Raw genomic sequence first — 19,319 nt, forward strand, 5'->3', positions numbered from 1 at the left:
TAAAGCTATAAAAAAGCCCCAGCTATGTTTTTTAGAACAATGAACTGGGGCTATCTTTTTAACTCAGCGCTAGTGCCTATTTAGTGATGAAAACGCTCCGCTGACTGACGGGCCAACTCACGGATGCCATCCCAATCTTCTGCTTCCACCATCGCTTTAGGCGTTAACCAGGAGCCGCCTACGCACATCACATTGGGCAGCGAAAGGTAATCTTCGGCATTATCGACGGTGATACCGCCGGTGGGACAGAAGCGTGCTTCAGGAATCGGCGCGCCAAATGCTTTGATCGCTTTGGCACCGCCGCTGGATTCCGCCGGGAAAAACTTAAAGCGGCGGTAGCCGTACTGCCAGCCGGTCATCAGCTCAGAAATCGTCGAAACACCCGGCAGCATGGGCACTGGGCTTTCAACGCCGTAGCGATAGAGGGCTTCCGTTGCGCCTGGTGTCACTACAAAGTCAGCGCCAACCTGCTCGGCCTGGCGATACTGGGCAGGTGTCAGCACCGTGCCCACACCAATGCTGGCACCTGGCAGCGCTTCACGCATACGCTTAACCGCTTCAAGAGCACAGTCGGTACGCAGGGTAACTTCCAGTACGGTTAAGCCCCCTTCTACTAGGGCACGGCCTAGCGGTACCGCGTCTTCCAAGCGCTCGATAGTGATGACCGGAATCACCTCGGCTTTTAAGCAGATGCTATCCAGCTCTGCAGTGCGTGTAGAGGGTAACTGTTTGTCGATAGTCATTAGTGAGTCTCCAAGCAAATTGTTATTGGCCTGATAATTACTATTAGGGCTAAGGCTAAGGCGCCCAGTAAATTGCCAACGGGCAGGTTAAAAAGGCACGAATAGGCAGCTGACGCACGTCGTCGCCGTTTAGTGCCTTGGCCAATACGGCGCGTTTATCATCGCCGGTAATATGCAGAATATGCCGCCGCGCCTGATGCAGTCGGTCGGCGGAAAAGGTAATCCGGGGTTGCGGCTGGCTAGGCGTTCTGACTGCTACCAACAGCTCCTCCGTGGCAAGTGCCAAGGTCAACTCAGGGCTGTCGGGAAACAGTGACGCCGTATGACCATCACCGCCCATACCCAGAATCACCACGCTAGCAGGCCACGCTAGCGTTTCGGCTCGTTTGGCGACTTCATCAACGCCCTCTTCAGGTGTAGCCGTGGTGCAAGTTAACGGTATAAAAGTGGCTGCCGATGCTTTGCCCTGTAGCAGATGCTCACGCACCAACTTGGCATTGCTGTCACTGCTCTGCTCGTCTACCCAGCGCTCATCAGCCAGCGTTACATCTACCCGATCCCAGGGCAGCGATTTGGCCGCCAGCGCCTTAAAAAAAGGCACCGGCGTAGAGCCACCGGAAACCACGAGCAGGACGCGATCCTGGTGGCTTAAGTCTTCTTGCAGCCCCTGAAACACGGTTTCGGCAAGCTGCTCGGCCAACTGTTGTCGTGCTTGGCTCATATTAATAATCCTCATACCAGCTGCGGCCATCCTGGGTAATCATGGCAATTGAAGCGACCGGCCCCCAAGAACCTGCGGGATAACGACGCGGCGGCGTGTCGCGCTTTTTCCAGCCATCGATGAGTTGGTCGCACCAGCGCCAGGCGTGTTCAATTTCATCGCGACGCACGAACAGGTACTGCTGGCCTTTCATGACTTCGAGCAGCAGGCGTTCGTAAGCATCGGGTATCCGCGATTTGGGAAATGCGCTGTTGAAGTCCAAATGCAGCGGACCGGGGCGCAGGCGCATGCCTTTATCCAAACCGCTATCTTTGGTCAATACTTGCAGGGCAATACCCTCTTCCGGCTGCAGGCGAATAATTAGCTTATTCGAGGCAATGCCGCGCTGATCCGGGTCGAAGATATAGTGGGGCTGCTGGCGGAAGTGAATGACGATCTGCGAAAGCTTCTCCGGCATCCGTTTACCGGTGCGCAGGTAGAACGGCACACCAGCCCAGCGCCAGTTAGCCACTTCGGTTTTCATGGCCACGAAGGTTTCGGTCTGGCTCTGGGTGTTGGCGCCCTCTTCTTCCAGGTAACCCGGCACCGACTGGCCATCGCTGGTGCCCGCGATATATTGACCGCGTACTACATCGCGACCAAGCGCCTCGCCCACAAACGGTTTAAGTGCTTTAAGCACCTTGACCTTCTCATCGCGGATGGCGTCGGCATCCAGGTTAGAGGGCGGATCCATGGCGATTAAGCACAGCAGCTGCAGCAGGTGGTTTTGCACCATATCGCGTAGCTGGCCCGCCTCATCGAAATAGCCCCAGCGCCCTTCGATACCTACCTTCTCGGCAACGGTAATTTCCACATGGGAGATGTTGTTCTGGTTCCACTGGGTGCCAAACAGCGGGTTGGCAAAACGCAGTGCAATCAGGTTCTGTACGGTCTCTTTACCCAAATAGTGGTCGATGCGATAAATCCGCGACTCGGGGAACACTTCACCGATAGCGTCGTTAATTTCGACCGAGGAGTGCAGGTCATAGCCGATGGGTTTCTCAACCACCACGCGGGACTCATCGTCCAGGCTTTTACTGGCCTGCAGGTGACGGCAGATATCGCCATAAATAGGTGCCCCAACGGAAAGATAGACCACCATTGGGCGTGGTGAGCCCTTTCGCCACTGGCGAATGGCGTCGTAACCTTCAACGCTGGAAAAATCGAGCTTTAAGTAATCTAAGCGGGCGAGAAAACGCTCGAGGCTCTGCTTATCCTGCTCGCTGCTTTTCAGCCGCTTTTGCAGCGCGTCGTTAACCATTTTCCGAAACGATGCAACGTCGTGCTCATGCCGAGCCAGCCCCATAATGCGCGTGCTTTCAGGCATCAAGCCTTCACGATCAAGATGGTACAAGGCAGGAAATAGCTTGCGCATAGCAAGATCACCCAGCGCCCCAAACAACGCTAAATCAATAGCGTGGTTCGGATCGCCCAGCGGTGCACCTTGGGAAGCAGTGGACTGGCTCATCGTCGCTCCTATTTATAATTAGGCATCTAATGTAGTTAGATTACCTAAAATCTACCGTAAAGGGGGCAGTATACGCAATAATTCGTGTAATTTTACTACAAAAATAACCTGCATTGAGAACTAGCTGCTTTTAAAACCTACCCTGGCGACTTTAGTAATAAAAATCGCTAGCGAGCATCGTGGCGCTACGTAAAAAAACATCAATCACGTCTGCATTTTTACGGACTTTTTATGCATGTGCATGATGTTATAGCGCATATTAAGAATACTAAATGGCGAGCTGGGCTTATGACACCATCCACACCATGGTTTTATCGTAGCAGGAATGTGTATCGCCACTGGGCACCTGTTTTTAAAATCATCTCGATTCTCTGGGTAGTGCTAGCGCTGTTTATGCTAGTGCCTTTCGTCGTACTACTGATTGAGAGCGATCCTGACGCACCCGCCTTCGGCGTTTCCATTCTGATTGTACTTGGCGCCGCAGCGCTCACTTGGTTACTCACCTATCGCGCAGCCTTAGAGTTGAAGCCATGGCAGATGTTTATTCTTACCGCCGCCAGTTGGGTCACCATTAGCGGTTTTGCCAGTCTGCCGCTAGTGCTTGGCGCGCCTCAGTTAACCTTTACCAACGCGGTGTTTGAATCGGTATCGGCGATAACCACGACGGGTTCTACCATTCTGGTCGGCATTGAGCACTTTTCCGATGGCTTGAAGCTATGGCGAGGGCTCATGCAGTGGATGGGTGGCATCGGCATTATCGTCATGGGCATTGCCATTTTGCCGTTTCTAAAAGTTGGCGGTATGCGGCTGTTTCACACCGAGTCGTCTGATTGGTCCGATAAAGTGATGCCACGCACTGGCGGTATTGCTAAAGCGACGCTAACGATCTATGTCAGCCTAACCCTGGTCGCGATTGCTAGTTATTGGTTCGGCGGAATGACGCTGCTAGACGCCACCGTACATGGTATGACGTCGCTAGCCACCGGCGGCTTTGCCAACTCCGACGCCTCGTTTGGGGCTTACGCCGACCAGCCTTGGCTGCTGTGGATGAGCAGTTTTTTTATGCTCTGCGGCGCGCTACCGTTTGTTTTGTATATCCGCTTTATTCGCACCTCACGCAGTGCCTTATGGAAAGACCAGCAGGTACGCGGCCTCTTAAAGCTTCTTCTGGCCGCCATCTTGATGCTTAGCGCCTGGCGGGTCATTCAGGGAGATAACTGGTTTGAATCACTTACCCACGTCACCTTCAACGTGATCTCAGTAGTCACGACCACCGGTTACGCATCTGATGATTACACCCAGTGGGGGGCGCTGCCCGTGGTCGCTTTTTTCTACCTGACCTTTGTGGGCGGCTGCAGCGGCTCTACTAGCGGCGGGATGAAAATCTTCCGGTTTCAGATTGCCTCTTTAATGCTGCTTAACCAGCTTCGATATCTCATCCATGCCAATGGTGTGTTTACCACTCGCTATAACCAGCAGCCGGTCACCAGCGATATCTCGCGCAGCGTAGTGGCCTTCTCGTTCTTCTTCTTTATCACTATTGCCGCACTTGCACTGGGCTTATCCGCCCTAGGGTTGGATTTAGTCACCGCTCTTTCCGGTGCCGCAACCGCAGTCTCCAATGTGGGACCAGGCCTTGGCGATATTATCGGCCCCGCGGGTAATTTTGCCCCCCTACCCGACGCGGCGAAATGGCTGCTATGTATTGGCATGCTGATGGGGCGATTAGAAATACTCACCGTCGTGGTGTTACTGACTCCCATGTTCTGGCGGCGCTAGCCGAACATCTTGAAGGACGTTCGTGAAGGGCAAATGTGAAGGACAATCGTGTCATGACGCTTAGAAAACCGATATGGAAACCCTTTGGGCAGATTGCGAACCAACTGCGCTTGCCAATGCCGTCAGAAATCCTGATTGCGCTGGCGAGTACGTTGGTTGCTCTGCTTGTCGCCTGGGGGCTCTATGCCTGGCTAGCCTTGGCTAATCTTTCGTTGATTTTTCTTACTGCGGTTCTCGTCAGTGCTGTGTTGTCAGGAAGCTACGCAGCTCTGTTATGTGCCGTGCTGGGCTTTCTGACGTTTAATTTTTGCTTCACCGTTCCGCACTTTTCGTTAGCGGTTGAAGAGCAAGAGCAACTGCTAACACTGCTGTTCTTTCTATTAGTCGCATTGGTAGTCGGCAAGCTCGCTGGAGATAGCCGCCAACGCCTGCTGGAGCTTAGCGCCGCTCGCTTGGCTGAAGAGCAGGAGAGATTGCGTTCAGCGCTGCTATCGTCGGTTTCCCACGACCTGCGGACTCCGCTAGCATCGATTATTGGCGCGGCCAGCTCGCTTCGCACTCTGGATGCACAGCTCAGCCAACAGGATCGCTTTGCACTATTAGATGGCGTACTAAGCGAAAGCGAACGCCTTAACCGCTATATACAAAATCTGTTGGATATGACCCGCCTAGGGCATGGCAACATGAAAATTGAGCGAGACTGGGTGGCATTTGATGATTTAGTCGCGTCAGCACGAAAACGCTTAGGCACCGCCCTTGAAGGCTTCCAAGTAGAGCAGCACTGGCCAAAAGAGCTACCACTACTTTACGTTCACCCCGCCCTGATTGAGCAAGCGCTGGTCAACGTGCTTGAAAATGCGGCGCGCTTCTCACCCCCTAATGGCCATATCACTATCGAAGCCCAGTGTCGTGATGAGAAAAGTGATGGAAATCAGCCTATCTTACTGTTTTCGGTTACCGACCAAGGCCCAGGCATACCCGAAGCATTACGCGAGCGCGTATTCGATATGTTTGTCACCGGTAACGAGGGTGATCGCAGCCTGCATGGCAGTGGACTGGGGCTGGCGATTTGCCGGGGAATGCTTGGCGCCCACGCGGGTCAAATCCACGCAAGCCCTGGGCCGGACGGTGTTGGCACCAAAATTACCATGACGCTGCCTCTATCGGCACCCAGCAAGGACGCCGAGAATGACCACTGATCAAGCGCGCGTATTAGTCATTGATGACGAGCCACACATTCGCCATTTTTTGCGTATCAGCCTCACCTCTCAGGGATTTCAGGTGATTGAGGCGGCCAGTGGTCGCGAAGGGTTGGAAAAACTCAATGCTGATGCCCTCACCGCTAATGCCGACATCGTTTTGCTGGATCTTGGTCTGCCAGACATGGATGGACAGCAAGTGCTCGATTCGATCCGCAAGTATAGCGAGGTGCCCGTAATCATTGTTTCGGTGCGCGGCCATGAGGCTGAAAAAGTGCGCGCCCTGGATAACGGGGCGAGCGACTACGTTACCAAACCATTCGGCATTCAAGAGCTGCTGGCACGTATTCGAGCCCTATTAAGGCGGCGCGCCAGCTCAAACGCCCAGCGTTTCCAGCATGGTGGTTTGTTAGTCGACCTAGCCGCTTACCAGGTGAGCTTGCACGACGAGGCCATTCATCTAACGCCTAAAGAGTTCGCCGTACTAGCCCAGCTAATTACCTCCGCTGGGCGAGTGGTCACGCAGACCCAGCTATTGCGGCAGATATGGGGCCCAACCCACCAGGAGGATACGCACTACTTGCGCATTGTGGTGAGCAAGCTGCGTCAAAAGCTAGGTGACGACCCCCAATCCCCCACCCTACTGCAAACTGAACCCGGCATTGGTTACCGACTCTCCCTTGAGCCTGACCGTGAGGACAAGACCGTATGAAAATCATCATTCTCGGCGCCGGCCAGGTCGGCGGCACACTGGCAGAACACCTCGCCCGCGAGGAAAACGACATCACTGTCGTTGACACTGACGCCAAAAAGTTGCGCGACCTGCACACCAAACTCGATATCCGCACCGTCACCGGGGCGGGCTCCTACCCGATTGTGCTGCGCCAGGCAGGCTGTGAAGACGCCGATATGTTGATCGCCGTGACCAGCAGCGACGAGATCAACATGATCGCCTGTCAGGTTGCTCACACGCTGTTTCGCACCCCGACAAAAATTGCCCGGGTACGCGCCACGGCGTACCTGACTCGCAAAGGCCTGTTCGCCCACGAAGCGATCCCCATTGATGTACTGATCAGCCCCGAGCAGGTGGTCACCGACCACGTGCGCCGTTTGATTGAGCACCCCGGTGCCCTGCAGGTACTGGAGTTTGCCGGTGGCCTGGTACAGCTGGTAGCGGTGAAAGCGTTTTACGGCGGCCCGCTGGTGGGTCAGGATTTGGCTTTTCTGCGCCGCCATATGCCCAACGTGGATACCCGCGTGGCGGCGATTTACCGCCGTAACCGGCCGATTATTCCCCGCGGCGATACGGTCATCGAGGCTGACGACGAAGTGTTCTTCCTCGCCGCCCGCCGCGATATTCGCGCGGTGATGAGCGAGTTGCGCCGAGTCGAGAAAGATTTCCGCCGCGTCGTGATCGCCGGGGGTGGCAATATCGGCGAGAGGCTGGCGGAGCATTTGGAGCATAGCCACCAGGTAAAGATCATCGAGCACAGCCTGGAGCGCTGCACCACCCTCTCTGAGCGGCTGGATCGCACTGTGGTGCTCCACGGTAGTGCCACCAGCAAGCGCTTGCTGGAAGAGGAGAATATCGAAGAGTGCGATATCTTCTGCGCGCTGACCAATGACGACGAGGTCAATATCATGTCGTCGCTGCTCGCTAAGCGCTTAGGGGCGAAGAAGGTGCTGACGCTGATTAACAACGCCGCTTACGTGGATTTAGTGCAGGGGGGCGAGATCGATATCGCTATTTCACCCCAACAGGCCACCATCGGCAGCCTGCTAACCCACGTGCGCCGGGGCGATATCGTCAACGTTCACTCGCTGCGTCGGGGTGCTGCCGAAGCCATTGAAGCCATCGCCCACGGCGATAAGCAGTCGTCTAAGGTGGTGGGCCGCACGGTCCGCGAGATCGACTTACCCGATGGCACGACGATTGGGGCGATTGTGCGCGGCAAGGAAGTCATCATCGCCCACGGCGATGTGATGGTGGAGAGCGGCGACCACGTGATTCTGTTTGTGGTCGACAAACGCCGCATTCGCGATGTGGAGCGCATGTTCCAAGTTGGCTTATCGTTCTTTTAACTGGCGCTTTTGAAAGGCTAAATCTCGACCGCGCGACCAATAAACTCAATGGGGCCGGTGGGCAGACCGGTGGCCGAACCGGTTTCGTCTTCCAGCGTTAGCTCAAATAGCTGGTTATCCTCAAGCGGCGGCAACTGGTCTAAGCGCATCCGAATCGGCTGGCCTGGCTCCACCAAGCCCAGCGATACCGGTGCCTGCCACTCATCTGCTTTGGTCCAGAACTCTAGTGCTTTACCTTCAGGTACTTCGAAGGTGCCCAGCGGGATGAGCTCGATTTCCTGCCGCGATGATGCCTGTACGACCCAGCCCGCTGATTGGGTTTGCGGGGCAAGCAGAACCACCATGTACTCGGGCGTAGTTGAAATAGTCGGTTCAGTTACTTCATTGGCCAGCATTACGCCCAATACTAACGCCGCCGCTAAGCCAAACCCGGCGGCGCCGCGCCAAAGCGGCAGACTGTGCAGCATACGGCGGGGTCTTGGCGGCGCGGCAGTGGCAGCTCGAGCACGCTTAGCAAGCGCTTCCCGTGACGCCAAACTGCGCTCAATACGCGGCCACAAATAATCAGAGGGCGTTACTGGATCGGTGATATCGGTATAGGGCAAGAAGCGCTCTTCCCAAGCCATCACGGCTTTTTGCAGTTCAGGCTCATTGGGTAACCGAGCTTCCAGCGCTTTGCGCTGCTCTAACGACAATGTACCCAGCACGTATTCACCCGCCAAGGCATGGTCATCTTCATTTTTGTGATCATTTGGGCGGGTCATGCCATACACTCCCGTAGGCGCAGCAAGCTGCGTTTGATCCAGGCTTTAACGGTTCCCAGCGGCGCGCCGGTATGCGCAGCGATTTCCGCGTGACTGAGGCCATCAACGTAGGCGTGGAGTACGCAGTTACGCCGCTCGGGCTCAAGCGCTTCTAAGCAGCTATCCATCCGCTGGCCTGTCTGCCAATCGAAGGCTTCGTCGACAACGGAGGCGTGCTGAAAATGTTCGTCATGCTCTAATTCGGTGGGGGCACTACTGTCAAACGTGATCTCACGATCACGGTAACGAATGGCGTTTAAAGCCAAATGGCGCGCGATACTGAATATCCACGCTCGGGCAGAGCCTTTATCGGGGTCGAAACTATCGGCACGCTGCCAAATATTGAGGCACGCATCGTGGACAATATCTTCAGCCATACCACGATCTTTAACGATTCTTATGACCACGCCTAGTAGTCGGTCACTCTCATGGACATAGAGTTGGTGCAAGGCGTCATGCTCGCCACGGGCACAGTTGGCTATTGCCGCAGCATGATCAAATTCTGAAGACACGTCAGTCAAACTTCAGCTCCCTGTTGACGGCACCGACGCCAGTCGTCGTTCTCGCAGACAGCATAGCCGCTGGGAACTCGCCAAACGAGTCCCCAGCCCTAATTTAAATTATTCAGCAGTCCAGAAGATATAGTCCGCCTGGTAGGTAACTACAGCGGTAGCACCGTCGTGATCCATATCGCAAGCTACGTCAGGCGCAACACCGCCTTGAGTGTTCAAGCGCTGAATATAGCTAACGCCCGTCATGGCGCCCTCGCCTTCAGCGGGGTTGGCTTCAACTAGCTGGAGCGGAATATTGCCATCACCATTGGCGGCGGTGGCTAGCTGAGTACCGGTGATTTTTGAACCGTCCAACGCTTCCCAGGTGGCTGGCGGGCCGTAGTAGCTACCAACCTGGCTGCCATCGCTACCATTGAGCGCAGCGTGGGGGCCTTTAAATACCCAACCCATGTTGCCGTCGTCTTTGGTTTCGCACATGTAAGTAATAGCGCCAACGCCAACCGTTTCGAGGGCGATGGTGTTGCCGTCCGGTACTTGGACATCCGCAGGCGTTTCGGCCAGAGCGGCATGACTGAAGGATGCAATCAGTGTGGCGGCCAAGGTAGCGCGCGTTAGATGATGAAGTGTCATTTTCAGTCTCCTAAAAGGGTTTTTATCAGCCGCTTTAAATAGCGCCTGTATAGGGATTACCCGCGAGGAGACGTATTGGATGCAGCACATTAAAAATATTTTTAAAAATGCCGCAATAAAAAAACCCGCGACAGGTCGCGGGCAAAGTGCATTGGATAAGAAACAGTTAAACGCTAACCCACTTACATCGATTTAGAACCACACCTCGGTCTGAACACCGAAGGTCCACTGACCACCGGTAAAGCCTTCATTACCCAGTGAGCTGGCACCGTAGTTGTTGAGGTCGTCATCCCAATCGCTAAAGGTGGTGAACAGACGAATCTCAGGACGCTGCCAGAAGCCGCCGACTTCAGGCTTAAAGGTGGGCGCAATGGTGAACTTGCTGAAGCCACCATCGACCGCGTTGCGACCGCTGTACCCCTGGGGATCTAGATCCATCCACTGATAGCCAGCTTCGTACTGCATCTCAAAGTTTTGCGTTAACTCGTTGGCTAGGCGCACGTTAAGCCCTGCCCAGTTGTACTTATCTCCCTGTGCATAACGATCTTCGCTGGTTTCAGCCAAAATAGAGGGTGCGATGCGCCACTGCGGGGCGATATACGTGGTGCCATAAAGCGCTAGACGCGTAGCGGTGGCATCGTCGGTGAGATCACCTCGCGAACCTAGGCTTTTGGTTTCGGCACCCAGCCCTTGACCATGCAGCACGGCCGCCTTGAAGTTACCCTCGCCCATGCCGAAGAAGCTATCGCCGTGATAGGCAATCATGGTGTGGAAACCGGTATCGGCTGCGGTTTGGCCGACTTCGATATCGCGCTCGTCGTTGTCAGCAGCGGACATACCGTTGACCATCCACTGCCAGTTACCAAAGTAGTTGTTAGAGGTCAGGATAAGGTTATCGGTATCGCCTTCAAGGCCCGGATTTTCACGGTCAATGATCGGGTAGTCGGCAAAGCTACGGCCATAAATCGAGAGGTTGGATTTCCAGTTATCTGCCAATTGCATGTCATAAATACCACCACCGGTACCGGCCAGGAAAATCACGTCACTATCAAGCCAATGAATATCGAAGTTATCGCGATCAAAACGCTTACCGGCCCAGATAGAGGCGTTTTCAAATGCGCCGGTGAAGCTGGGAAGATCGCTGAATTCGGCAAACACTTGGCGCACGTTGAGATCGGACTCGCCACCTGTCCAGTCATTGCTGGAGGTCGTGCCGTCAGCAATCATGGTGCGGTAAAGTGCTTTGGCGCCGTTATCGAACTGCATGCGGTAGTTGAAAATCGCTTCGGCGTAGGTATCAGGCTCATTGCCTAAACGACCAACGGCGCCGCCCTCTCCGCCCGCGGGAGTCAGGTAAGGGCCAGCATTTTCGCTTTTACCGTCTTCGCCAATCAGCAGACCTGAACGCGCATAAACGTTAAACGAGAACCCCTCTTCACCATCGGCATAACGCTCCACCCGCGCCAAACGCTCTTCGATCTCCGCGTCGCTTTCTGTAGCCACGGCAGTAGACTGTGATTGCTCGGCAATCTCGGCACGGCGCTCGGCGGCATCGGCGCGCTGTTCCGCCGCTTCAATGCGGGCTTCCAGCTCGGCAAAGCGTTGCTCCATGGTCATCTGTGCCGAGGCAACACCACTCATCCCTAAGCTGGCGGCGGCAATAGCAATTGCTAACGGCGTTTTAAATGTCATTTTATGCATTGTTTTGAGTACCCTATTGTTATTGGTAAGCCGCTATTTATAAGCGCTTTTGTCTAAATCGATTAAGATAGAATCGATAACACTTCCCTTGCACGGTTCGCCCAGGGGGGAGCGGCTCTGATGAAACGCCACGGTGCTTAAGGAAAGATAGCCAGAACTTAATCGATTAAGTCTCTTTTTACCAACGGCTAGTTGCTAATTAACGACTAATGTCTAAGGAACGATTTTATTTAGTGAAAACTGAATAATGTTGTTAGACAAAAGTCGCTATTGAACTTACTCAGTCAAAGCGGCTAACTGAGCAGCATGAACTTAATCGATTAAGATAAAAGTTAAGAGAGCGATTGAGAAAACGCTTAGCTAGCGACTTAACGCTGATCTAGATGCAACACCCATCCACAACAATAAACGTAGAGGTCCGCCGTTATGAAAAAGACTTTAATCACTACCGCTATCGCAATGGCCAGCACGCTGAGCTCGACAAGCCAGGCCCAGGCTGAAGAACTCACCATCTCTTGCGGCGCGGTAGGTGCGGAGCTGACGCTGTGCCAGGAAGGCGTCGCCGCCTGGGAGGAGAAAACCGGCCATAGCGTCGATGTGGTCTCAACGCCCAACTCCTCCACCGAGCGCCTTTCGCTCTACCAGCAGATCCTTTCGGCTAACTCCAGCGATATCGATGTGATGCAAATCGATGTGGTGTGGCCAGGCTTGCTCGCCAACCACCTGCTTGACCTGCGAGAAGTGCTGGGTGATGACGCCGCTGCCGGGCACTTTGAAACCATTGTTACCAACAACACCATCGATGATCGCTTAGTCGCCATGCCGTGGTTCACCGATGCGGGCGTGCTCTACTACCGCGAAGATCTGTTAGAAAAATATGGCCATGAGGCGCCGACCACTTGGCAGGAACTCACCGAGATTGCCCGCGAGATTAAAGACGCCGAACGCGCCGAGGGCAATGATCGCATGCAGGGGTATGTGTTTCAGGGCCGTGCTTATGAAGGCTTGACCGTTAACGCACTTGAGTGGGTCGCCAGCTTTGGCGGCGGAACCGTCGTAGAAACCGATGGCGAGATAAGCATTAACAACGAACATGCCGCCGAAGCGCTCGACTTAGCCGCTACTTGGATTGGCGATATCTCGCCCAACGGCGTACTCAATTACACCGAAGAGGAAGCACGCGGTGTCTTCCAGGGCGGCAATGCGGTGTTTATGCGCAACTGGCCCTACGCCTGGACGCTGACACAGAGTGACGACAGCGACGTACGCGGCAATGTAGGCGTTACCCAACTGCCCGCGGGTGGCGAAAACGGTCAAAGTGCCGCTGGCCTGGGCGGCTGGAACTTGGCCGTATCGCGCTACAGCGAACACCCTGAACTAGCCGCGGAGCTGGTCGCTTTCCTGACTGGTAAAGAGGAGCAGAAGCGGCGCGCCATAGAGGCCTCCTACAACCCCACGATCGACGCCCTCTACCAGGATGACGAAGTGCTTGAAGCAGTGCCCTTCTTTGGCACCCTTTACGACACCTTCGTCAATGCGGTCGCTCGCCCCTCTGCCCCCACCGGCGATGCCTATGGCCGAGTCAGCAACGCCTTCTTCAGCACCACCCATGATGTGCTTTCCGGCACTAAAGATGGCACTCAAGCGGTCGCTGACCTTGAAGACGAATTGGCTCGCCTGAAGCGTCGCAACTGGTAACCCTGGAGCCCTTCCATGTCGACCTCCATCAAGCATGATGACGCGCCCGCCGGGGCGCGTTCTTTCACTACCAAGCCGCGCCGGGGCACTAAGGTTCGCCGTCAGCGGGTTAAAGCCGCCTGGCTCTTTTTAGCCCCAATGCTGATTGCGTTAACCCTGGTGGCTGGCTGGCCACTGGTGCGCACCTTTTTTCTTAGCTTTACCGATGCGTCGCTATCGGATTTAGGCGCCGCCAATCTGATTGGTTTTGAGAATTACCTTGTCTATGACGATGGCCGCTGGTATGGGGTACTGGCTGACTCGGTGTGGTGGCAGTCAGTATGGAATACCGTCTACTTCTCGGTGGTGTCGGTATCGCTGGAAGTGGTTTTCGGGGTGGTTGTGGCGCTGATTTTGAACGCTGAGTTTAAGGGCCGCGTGATTGTGCGCGCTGCGGTGCTGATTCCCTGGGCAATCCCAACCATTGTTTCCGCGCAAATGTGGGCATGGATGCTCAACGACCAGTTCGGCATCATCAACCACCTACTGATGAACGTGGGCATTATCGATGCCCCCATCGCTTGGACGGCTAACGCCGCCTACTCCATGTGGGCGGTGATTATGGTCGATGTGTGGAAAACCATTCCCTTCGTGGCGCTGTTGGTGCTCGCTGCTCTGCAGATGCTGCCCAAGGATTGCTACGAGGCCGCCGAGGTAGACGGCATTCACCCGCTGCGGGTGTTCTTCAAAGTTACCCTACCGCTGATTACCCCGGCGTTAATGGTCGCAGTGATTTTCCGCCTGCTGGATGCGCTGCGCGTCTTCGATGTCATTTACGTACTCACCTCCAACTCCACCAGCACCATGTCGATGTCGGTTTACGCCCGCCAACAGCTGGTTGAGTTTCAGGATGTCGGTTACGGCAGCGCCGCCTCTACCCTGCTGTTCCTAATCATTGCCCTGGCTACCGTGGCTTACCTCTACGCTGGGCGTAAACAAATCCAATTGGGAGGTGATTAATGAACACGCGTCAGTTGGCGAAAATAGCCAAGCGCATCGGGTTTTGGGCGCTGATTGTGCTGATCATGGTGTACGCCGTTTTCCCGTTCTACTACGCGGTAGTCACCTCGTTAAAACCATCGAGCGACCTGTTCAGGGTTGAGCTATGGCCTTCGAACTGGAACTTCGATAACTACATCAGCATCTTCACCCAGACCAGCTTTCTGCGCGCCATTTTCAACTCAATCATCGTCGCGTTTAGCGTGGTGTTCATCGCCCTGCTACTCGGCATTACCGCTTCCTACGCCCTGGGCCGCGTGCGCTTTCGCGGGCGCTCCACGGTGCTGCTGGTGATCCTGGGCGTTTCAATGTTCCCCCAGGTGGCGGTACTTTCCGGCCTGTTTGAGGTGATCCGTGCGCTCAATCTCTACAACAACCCCGCTGGGCTGATTTTAAGTTATACCATCTTCACCCTGCCCTTCACCGTATGGGTATTGACCACCTTTATGAAGCAGCTGCCTATGGAGCTGGAAGAGGCCGCCATTATGGACGGCGCCACGCCCTGGGTGACGATAACTAAAGTGTTTCTGCCGCTCATGTGGCCCGCCATGGCGACCACTGGCTTGCTGGCGTTTATCGCCGCTTGGAACGAATTTCTGTTCGCCCTCACCTTCACGCTGACCGACACCCAACGCACGGTGCCCGTGGCCATCGCGCTGCTCTCTGGCGGTAGCGCCTACGAACTACCTTGGGGGCCGATTATGGCCGCTTCTGTGGTGGTCACGGTGCCACTGGTCGTATTAGTGATTATCTTCCAGCGCCGCATTGTGTCGGGCCTTACCGCAGGCGCCGTTAAAGGATAAGGAATTTTTTATGTCAACGATGGACTCTACTATGCAAGTCGCTACAACGGGGCAAGACGCCGCAACTGGGCAAGACAACACACTCTGGTGGCGCGGCGGCGTTATCTACCAGATCTACCCGCGTAGCTTTATGGATAGCCGCGGCGACGGCATTGGCGATCTTAACGGTATTACCGAAAAACTCGATTACGTTGCCTCCCTCAATGTGGACGGCATTTGGCTATCACCGTTTTTCACCTCGCCGATGCTCGATTTTGGCTACGACATTAGCGATTACTGCGACGTCGACCCCATGTTCGGCACCCTGGAAGATTTTAAAGCGCTACTGACAAAAGCCCACTCGCTGGGCTTAAAGGTAGTGATCGACCAGGTTATAAGCCACACCTCGGATCAACACGCCTGGTTTCAGGAGAGTCGCCAAAACCGCAGCAACCCTAAAGCCGACTGGTTTGTCTGGGCCGACCCCAAGCCTGACGGCACGCCGCCTAATAACTGGCTGTCGATTTTCGGCGGCCCGGCGTGGACCTTTGATTCCCGCCGCCAGCAGTACTATATGCATAACTTCCTGACCAGCCAGCCGGACGTTAACTTCCATAATCCGGAGGCTCGTCAAGCGCAGTTGGATAATATGCGCTTCTGGCTGGAGCTGGGCGTGGACGGTTTCCGCTTGGATACAGTTAACTTCTACTTCCACGATGCTAAGCTACGCGACAACCCGCCGGTGCCCAAAGGCGAAGCTAAAACCCTGGGCGCACCGGATAGCAACCCCTATACCTGGCAGCGCCATGTCTACGACCTGAGCCGCCCCGAAAACCTCGACTTCTTGAAAGACCTACGGGCGCTGATGGACGAGTATCCCGGCACCACGACCGTAGGTGAAATTGGCGACGATAACCCGCTAGAGCGCATGGCCGAGTACACCGCCGGTGGCGACAAGCTGCATATGGCTTACACCTTCGACCTGCTCAACACGCCCCACTCGGCACGCTATATTCATGAAGTGCTGGAGCGCTTTCAGCGCCTGGCTGGCGACGCCTGGCCCTGCTGGGCGACCTCCAACCATGACGTCGTGCGTAGTGCCACCCGCTGGGGCGCTGGCGAAGACCCCACCGCCTACCCTAAAGTGGCGCTGGCCATGCTCTGCTCGCTGCGCGGTAGCGTCTGCCTTTACCAAGGTGAAGAGCTGGGCCTCCCGGAAGCCGATGTGCCGTTTGAACGCATTCAAGACCCTTACGGCAAAGTACTCTGGCCGGAATTTAAAGGTCGCGACGGCTGCCGCACGCCAATGCCCTGGAACGATAGCGAACATGGTGGTTTTTCCAGCGTTGAGCCTTGGTTACCCATGGAGGCCCGTCATCAAGATATGGCGGTCAGCCGCCAGCAGGATGATGCCAACTCCACACTGAATGCACTGCGCAACATGCTGACCTTCCGTCGCCAACACCCCGCGCTGTTCGACGGTGACTTAACGCTTGTCGATGTAGGCGAAACGCTGCTGGGTTTTACCCGACAAAAAGGGTATGAAACGCTGCTATGCGTTTTCAACCTAACCGCCGAGGCCCTTACGGTTAGCCTGCCACTAGCGATTGAGAGCGATTTGCAGGGCCACGGTTTTAACACCCAGCGTGACGGCGACGCTTTAACGCTACCAGGGTATCAAGCAGCCTTTATGCGTGTTGCTCATAACCGTTAATTGCACACAACCGTACACAAGAACAGGCCGACCCAATGCGCGTAAAGCAATGAGGTCGGCAAGGAGTCACCCATGGCAAGTGTTACGCTTAACAAGATCAATAAAGTGTTTGGTAGCGATCACATTATTAACGATGTGGATCTGCACATTGGCGACGGTGAGTTTGTGGTTTTCGTTGGCCCTTCCGGCTGTGGCAAGTCGACGCTTTTAAGGCTGATCGCCGGCTTGGAGTCGATTAGCGATGGCGATCTTTATATGGGCGAAACGGTGGTCAACGACTTGCCACCCCGTGAGCGAGGGGTGGGCATGGTGTTTCAGTCCTACGCGCTCTATCCGCACATGACTGTTTACGACAATATGGCGTTTGGCCTAAAGCTGGCTATAACCGACAAAGAGACAGTGCACGAGCGGGTGATGACCACCGCCAAGATTCTGCAGTTGGAAGAGCTGCTGCATCGTAAACCCAAGGCGCTCTCAGGCGGTCAACGCCAGCGGGTGGCAATGGGCCGAGCCATGGCGCGTGAACCCCGCATTCTGCTATTTGACGAGCCACTCTCCAACCTGGATGCCTCGCTGCGGGTGCAGATGCGTAACGAGATCGCCCGGCTGCATAACCGCCTGGGCTCCACCATGATTTACGTGACCCACGACCAGGTGGAAGCCATGACCCTGGCCGACAAAATCGTGGTGCTCAATGGTGGTCACGTCGAGCAGGTAGGCAGCCCACACGAGCTTTACCAGCGCCCAGCGACGAAATTTGTTGCCGGGTTTATCGGCTCACCCACCATGAACTTTATGCCCACAGAGCTGATCGCTGGCGACGCCAACGGCTGCCGCGTTCGGGCTGCAGGGATTGGCGAACTCACCCTGCCCCAGAATGCCCAGCAGTTGCGTAGCGGCGAAGCGTTGACCCTCGGCATTCGCCCAGAGCACCTATGCTTAGCGGCGCCCACCGATGACAACTGCTTTGATATCGTCAACGTGGAGTATTTAGGCAACGAGGTTTACGTCTACCTTGAGCCCAAACAGGGCGACACACTGCTGATCCATCGCAGCGAAGCACCCAGCCAGTGGCAGGAGGGCCAGCAGGTGTCACTGGCAGCGGATTGGGAAAAAGTACACTTGTTTGATGAGCGTGGTACGGCACTGACACTACCCACTCAACAAGCGGCGGCTTAAGCACAAGAGACAACCCAAATATCCACATTGACGACCCACTGTGTGTGCCTGACCTCCCCTTCGCTTATCATGGGGGTGGTAGCACCCAGCGGGTCGATTTTATTATGCACGCGCTTTGAATAGCCAAGTCTTCAATTATTAAAAAAGCCTGTAAAGGAAGTACCGTGACTGATCAGCGCCGAATGACACTCAAGGATCTTGCGCAGGAACTCAATGTCTCCACTGCAACGATTTCCAATGCCTTTAACCGGCCGGATCAGCTCTCTCCAGCCCTGCGCGTACGTATACTTAAAGAGGCCAAACGGCTGGGGTACAGCGGCCCTGATGCTAAAGCGCGCAGCCTGCGCACCGGCCGCTCGCGGATTATTGCGGTGATTCTTGCGGAAAGCCTTACTTACAGTTTGAACGACGCCGTGGCTAGCGAGTTTTTATCCGGGGTTGCCGAAGTCCTCGACGCCCACGGCCACACGCTGCTGCTACTGCCGGGTCGCGGCCACGCCTCGCAGCCGCCGGGCTCCGCGAACATTGCCGATGGCTTTATCGTCTATGGACTAATGCCCAACAACAAACTGCTCGACGAACTGCCCGCCCAGCGCACCCTGGTGGCCGTCGATTTTGATATTGAAGGCTGCCCGACGGTGCATATCGACGATACCGCCGCTAGCTATAAAATCGCCCAGCATGCGCTTAGTCAGTTGCCCAAACGCCCGGCGATTATCAATCTGCGTTTAACCAAAGAGGTCTGCAATGGCCGGGTGACGGCCGAGCACACCCTGCTGCCCAACACCAGCACGATCAGCCGCGCCCGCCTTGAAGGCTTTCATGGCGCGCTGAGCGAGCAAGGCGTAGATGTGGAGCAAGTGCCGCTCTGGAATATCGAGGAAAATACCTTCGAGGTGTGCTCGCCGGTGATTGCCGAGATTCTCGACCAGCCCATAGAGAAACGGCCAGACCTGCTGTTGTGCATGTCTGACCGCATTGCGCTCACGGCGCTAACGCTGGCCGAGCAGCGAGGTATTCGGGTGCCGGAAGAGTTACGCATTACCGGGTTCGATGGCATTGCCGAGGGGCAGTACCGGGCACCGCGTTTAACCACGGTACGCCAGGATAGCGTGGGTAAAGGGCGGGTCGCGGCGCAGATGATTCTTGGCCGCGTCCCCCTCGCCCAACAGCTACTGCAAACTGAACTGCTGCTGGGCGATACCTGCCCTTAGTAGTGGATACCTGGCAG

At 55.5% G+C, this 19,319-nt stretch carries 17 protein-coding genes; 10 read left to right on the top strand and 7 right to left on the bottom strand.

Annotation, left to right across the window (positions count from 1 at the left end; translation table 11 throughout):
• Nucleotides 1-80 precede the first annotated feature (80 nt).
• The 3 genes from QHL1GM_RS05385 to zwf are packed head-to-tail and all read right to left on the bottom strand — an operon-like array spanning nt 81 to nt 2,971.
• Nucleotides 81-743 carry a bifunctional 4-hydroxy-2-oxoglutarate aldolase/2-dehydro-3-deoxy-phosphogluconate aldolase gene (locus QHL1GM_RS05385; RefSeq protein WP_071693555.1) on the bottom strand — a complete coding sequence of 221 codons (663 nt, stop codon included), beginning with the start codon at nt 741-743 and terminating at the stop codon, nt 81-83.
• A gap of 55 nt (nt 744-798) precedes the next feature.
• Entirely contained in the window at nt 799-1,464 is a 666-nt protein-coding gene (gene pgl, locus QHL1GM_RS05390) for a 6-phosphogluconolactonase (RefSeq protein WP_071693556.1), read from the bottom strand.
• A 1-nt stretch (nt 1,465) separates the two neighbouring features.
• Nucleotides 1,466-2,971 carry a glucose-6-phosphate dehydrogenase gene (zwf, locus tag QHL1GM_RS05395; RefSeq protein WP_071693557.1) on the bottom strand — a complete coding sequence of 502 codons (1,506 nt, stop codon included), beginning with the start codon at nt 2,969-2,971 and terminating at the stop codon, nt 1,466-1,468.
• A gap of 288 nt (nt 2,972-3,259) precedes the next feature.
• Between zwf and QHL1GM_RS05400 the strand changes: the two genes are divergently transcribed.
• From QHL1GM_RS05400 to trkA, 4 genes are read left to right on the top strand one after another with little or no spacing between them, the layout of a single operon-like run.
• A complete protein-coding gene (locus QHL1GM_RS05400) occupies nt 3,260-4,750 on the top strand; it encodes a TrkH family potassium uptake protein (RefSeq protein WP_071693558.1) in 1,491 nt (496 codons plus the stop codon).
• A gap of 53 nt (nt 4,751-4,803) precedes the next feature.
• On the top strand, nt 4,804-5,949 hold the full coding sequence (locus QHL1GM_RS05405) for an ATP-binding protein (protein ID WP_071693559.1): 1,146 nt from the start codon (nt 4,804-4,806) through the stop codon (nt 5,947-5,949).
• The gene (locus QHL1GM_RS05410; RefSeq protein ID WP_071693560.1) at nt 5,939-6,661 is read left to right on the top strand and encodes a response regulator; all 723 of its coding nucleotides are present in this window, start codon (nt 5,939-5,941) and stop codon (nt 6,659-6,661) included. The genes QHL1GM_RS05405 and QHL1GM_RS05410 overlap by 11 nt, the downstream gene beginning before the upstream one ends.
• Nucleotides 6,658-8,031 (top strand): Trk system potassium transporter TrkA, encoded by a 1,374-nt coding sequence (gene trkA, locus QHL1GM_RS05415; protein ID WP_071693561.1) that lies wholly within the window; start codon nt 6,658-6,660, stop codon nt 8,029-8,031. Before QHL1GM_RS05410 ends, trkA begins: the two co-directional genes overlap by 4 nt.
• A gap of 17 nt (nt 8,032-8,048) precedes the next feature.
• Here the strand turns inward: trkA and QHL1GM_RS05420 are convergent, their stop codons facing one another.
• The 4 genes from QHL1GM_RS05420 to QHL1GM_RS05435 all read right to left on the bottom strand — a co-directional run bounded on the left by QHL1GM_RS05420 (nt 8,049) and on the right by QHL1GM_RS05435 (nt 11,677).
• Nucleotides 8,049-8,795 carry an anti-sigma factor gene (locus QHL1GM_RS05420; protein ID WP_071693562.1) on the bottom strand — a complete coding sequence of 249 codons (747 nt, stop codon included), beginning with the start codon at nt 8,793-8,795 and terminating at the stop codon, nt 8,049-8,051.
• Complete coding sequence (locus QHL1GM_RS05425) at nt 8,792-9,346, bottom strand: sigma-70 family RNA polymerase sigma factor (protein ID WP_254795345.1); 555 nt, start codon at nt 9,344-9,346, stop codon at nt 8,792-8,794. Before QHL1GM_RS05425 ends, QHL1GM_RS05420 begins: the two co-directional genes overlap by 4 nt.
• 108 nt (nt 9,347-9,454) lie before the next feature.
• Nucleotides 9,455-9,976, bottom strand: a complete 522-nt coding sequence (locus QHL1GM_RS05430; protein ID WP_071693564.1) for a DUF3455 domain-containing protein — start codon at nt 9,974-9,976, stop codon at nt 9,455-9,457.
• Between the two features lie 192 nt (nt 9,977-10,168).
• Entirely contained in the window at nt 10,169-11,677 is a 1,509-nt protein-coding gene (locus tag QHL1GM_RS05435) for a carbohydrate porin (protein ID WP_071693565.1), read from the bottom strand.
• A gap of 426 nt (nt 11,678-12,103) precedes the next feature.
• Here QHL1GM_RS05435 and QHL1GM_RS05440 point away from each other — a divergent pair, with 426 nt between their 5' ends.
• From QHL1GM_RS05440 to QHL1GM_RS05465, 6 genes are all read left to right on the top strand, one after another.
• Nucleotides 12,104-13,375: an ABC transporter substrate-binding protein gene (locus QHL1GM_RS05440; protein WP_071693566.1), complete on the top strand. Its 1,272-nt coding sequence runs from the start codon at nt 12,104-12,106 to the stop codon at nt 13,373-13,375.
• 15 nt (nt 13,376-13,390) lie between these two features.
• Nucleotides 13,391-14,374 carry a carbohydrate ABC transporter permease gene (locus QHL1GM_RS05445; RefSeq protein ID WP_071693567.1) on the top strand — a complete coding sequence of 328 codons (984 nt, stop codon included), beginning with the start codon at nt 13,391-13,393 and terminating at the stop codon, nt 14,372-14,374.
• Nucleotides 14,374-15,216, top strand: coding sequence for a carbohydrate ABC transporter permease (locus tag QHL1GM_RS05450; RefSeq protein ID WP_035580176.1), 843 nt, complete (start codon nt 14,374-14,376; stop codon nt 15,214-15,216). The genes QHL1GM_RS05445 and QHL1GM_RS05450 overlap by 1 nt, the downstream gene beginning before the upstream one ends.
• Before the next feature lie 31 nt (nt 15,217-15,247).
• A complete protein-coding gene (locus QHL1GM_RS05455; RefSeq protein ID WP_071695922.1) occupies nt 15,248-16,909 on the top strand; it encodes an alpha-glucosidase family protein in 1,662 nt (553 codons plus the stop codon).
• 72 nt (nt 16,910-16,981) lie between these two features.
• The gene (locus QHL1GM_RS05460; RefSeq protein WP_071693568.1) at nt 16,982-18,088 is read left to right on the top strand and encodes an ABC transporter ATP-binding protein; all 1,107 of its coding nucleotides are present in this window, start codon (nt 16,982-16,984) and stop codon (nt 18,086-18,088) included.
• A 164-nt stretch (nt 18,089-18,252) separates the two neighbouring features.
• Nucleotides 18,253-19,302, top strand: a complete 1,050-nt coding sequence (locus QHL1GM_RS05465; RefSeq protein ID WP_254795262.1) for a LacI family DNA-binding transcriptional regulator — start codon at nt 18,253-18,255, stop codon at nt 19,300-19,302.
• The last annotated feature ends 17 nt before the right edge of the window (nt 19,303-19,319 follow it).

This window comes from Halomonas sp. QHL1 (assembly GCF_001882345.1).
Lineage (GTDB): Bacteria > Pseudomonadota > Gammaproteobacteria > Pseudomonadales > Halomonadaceae > Vreelandella.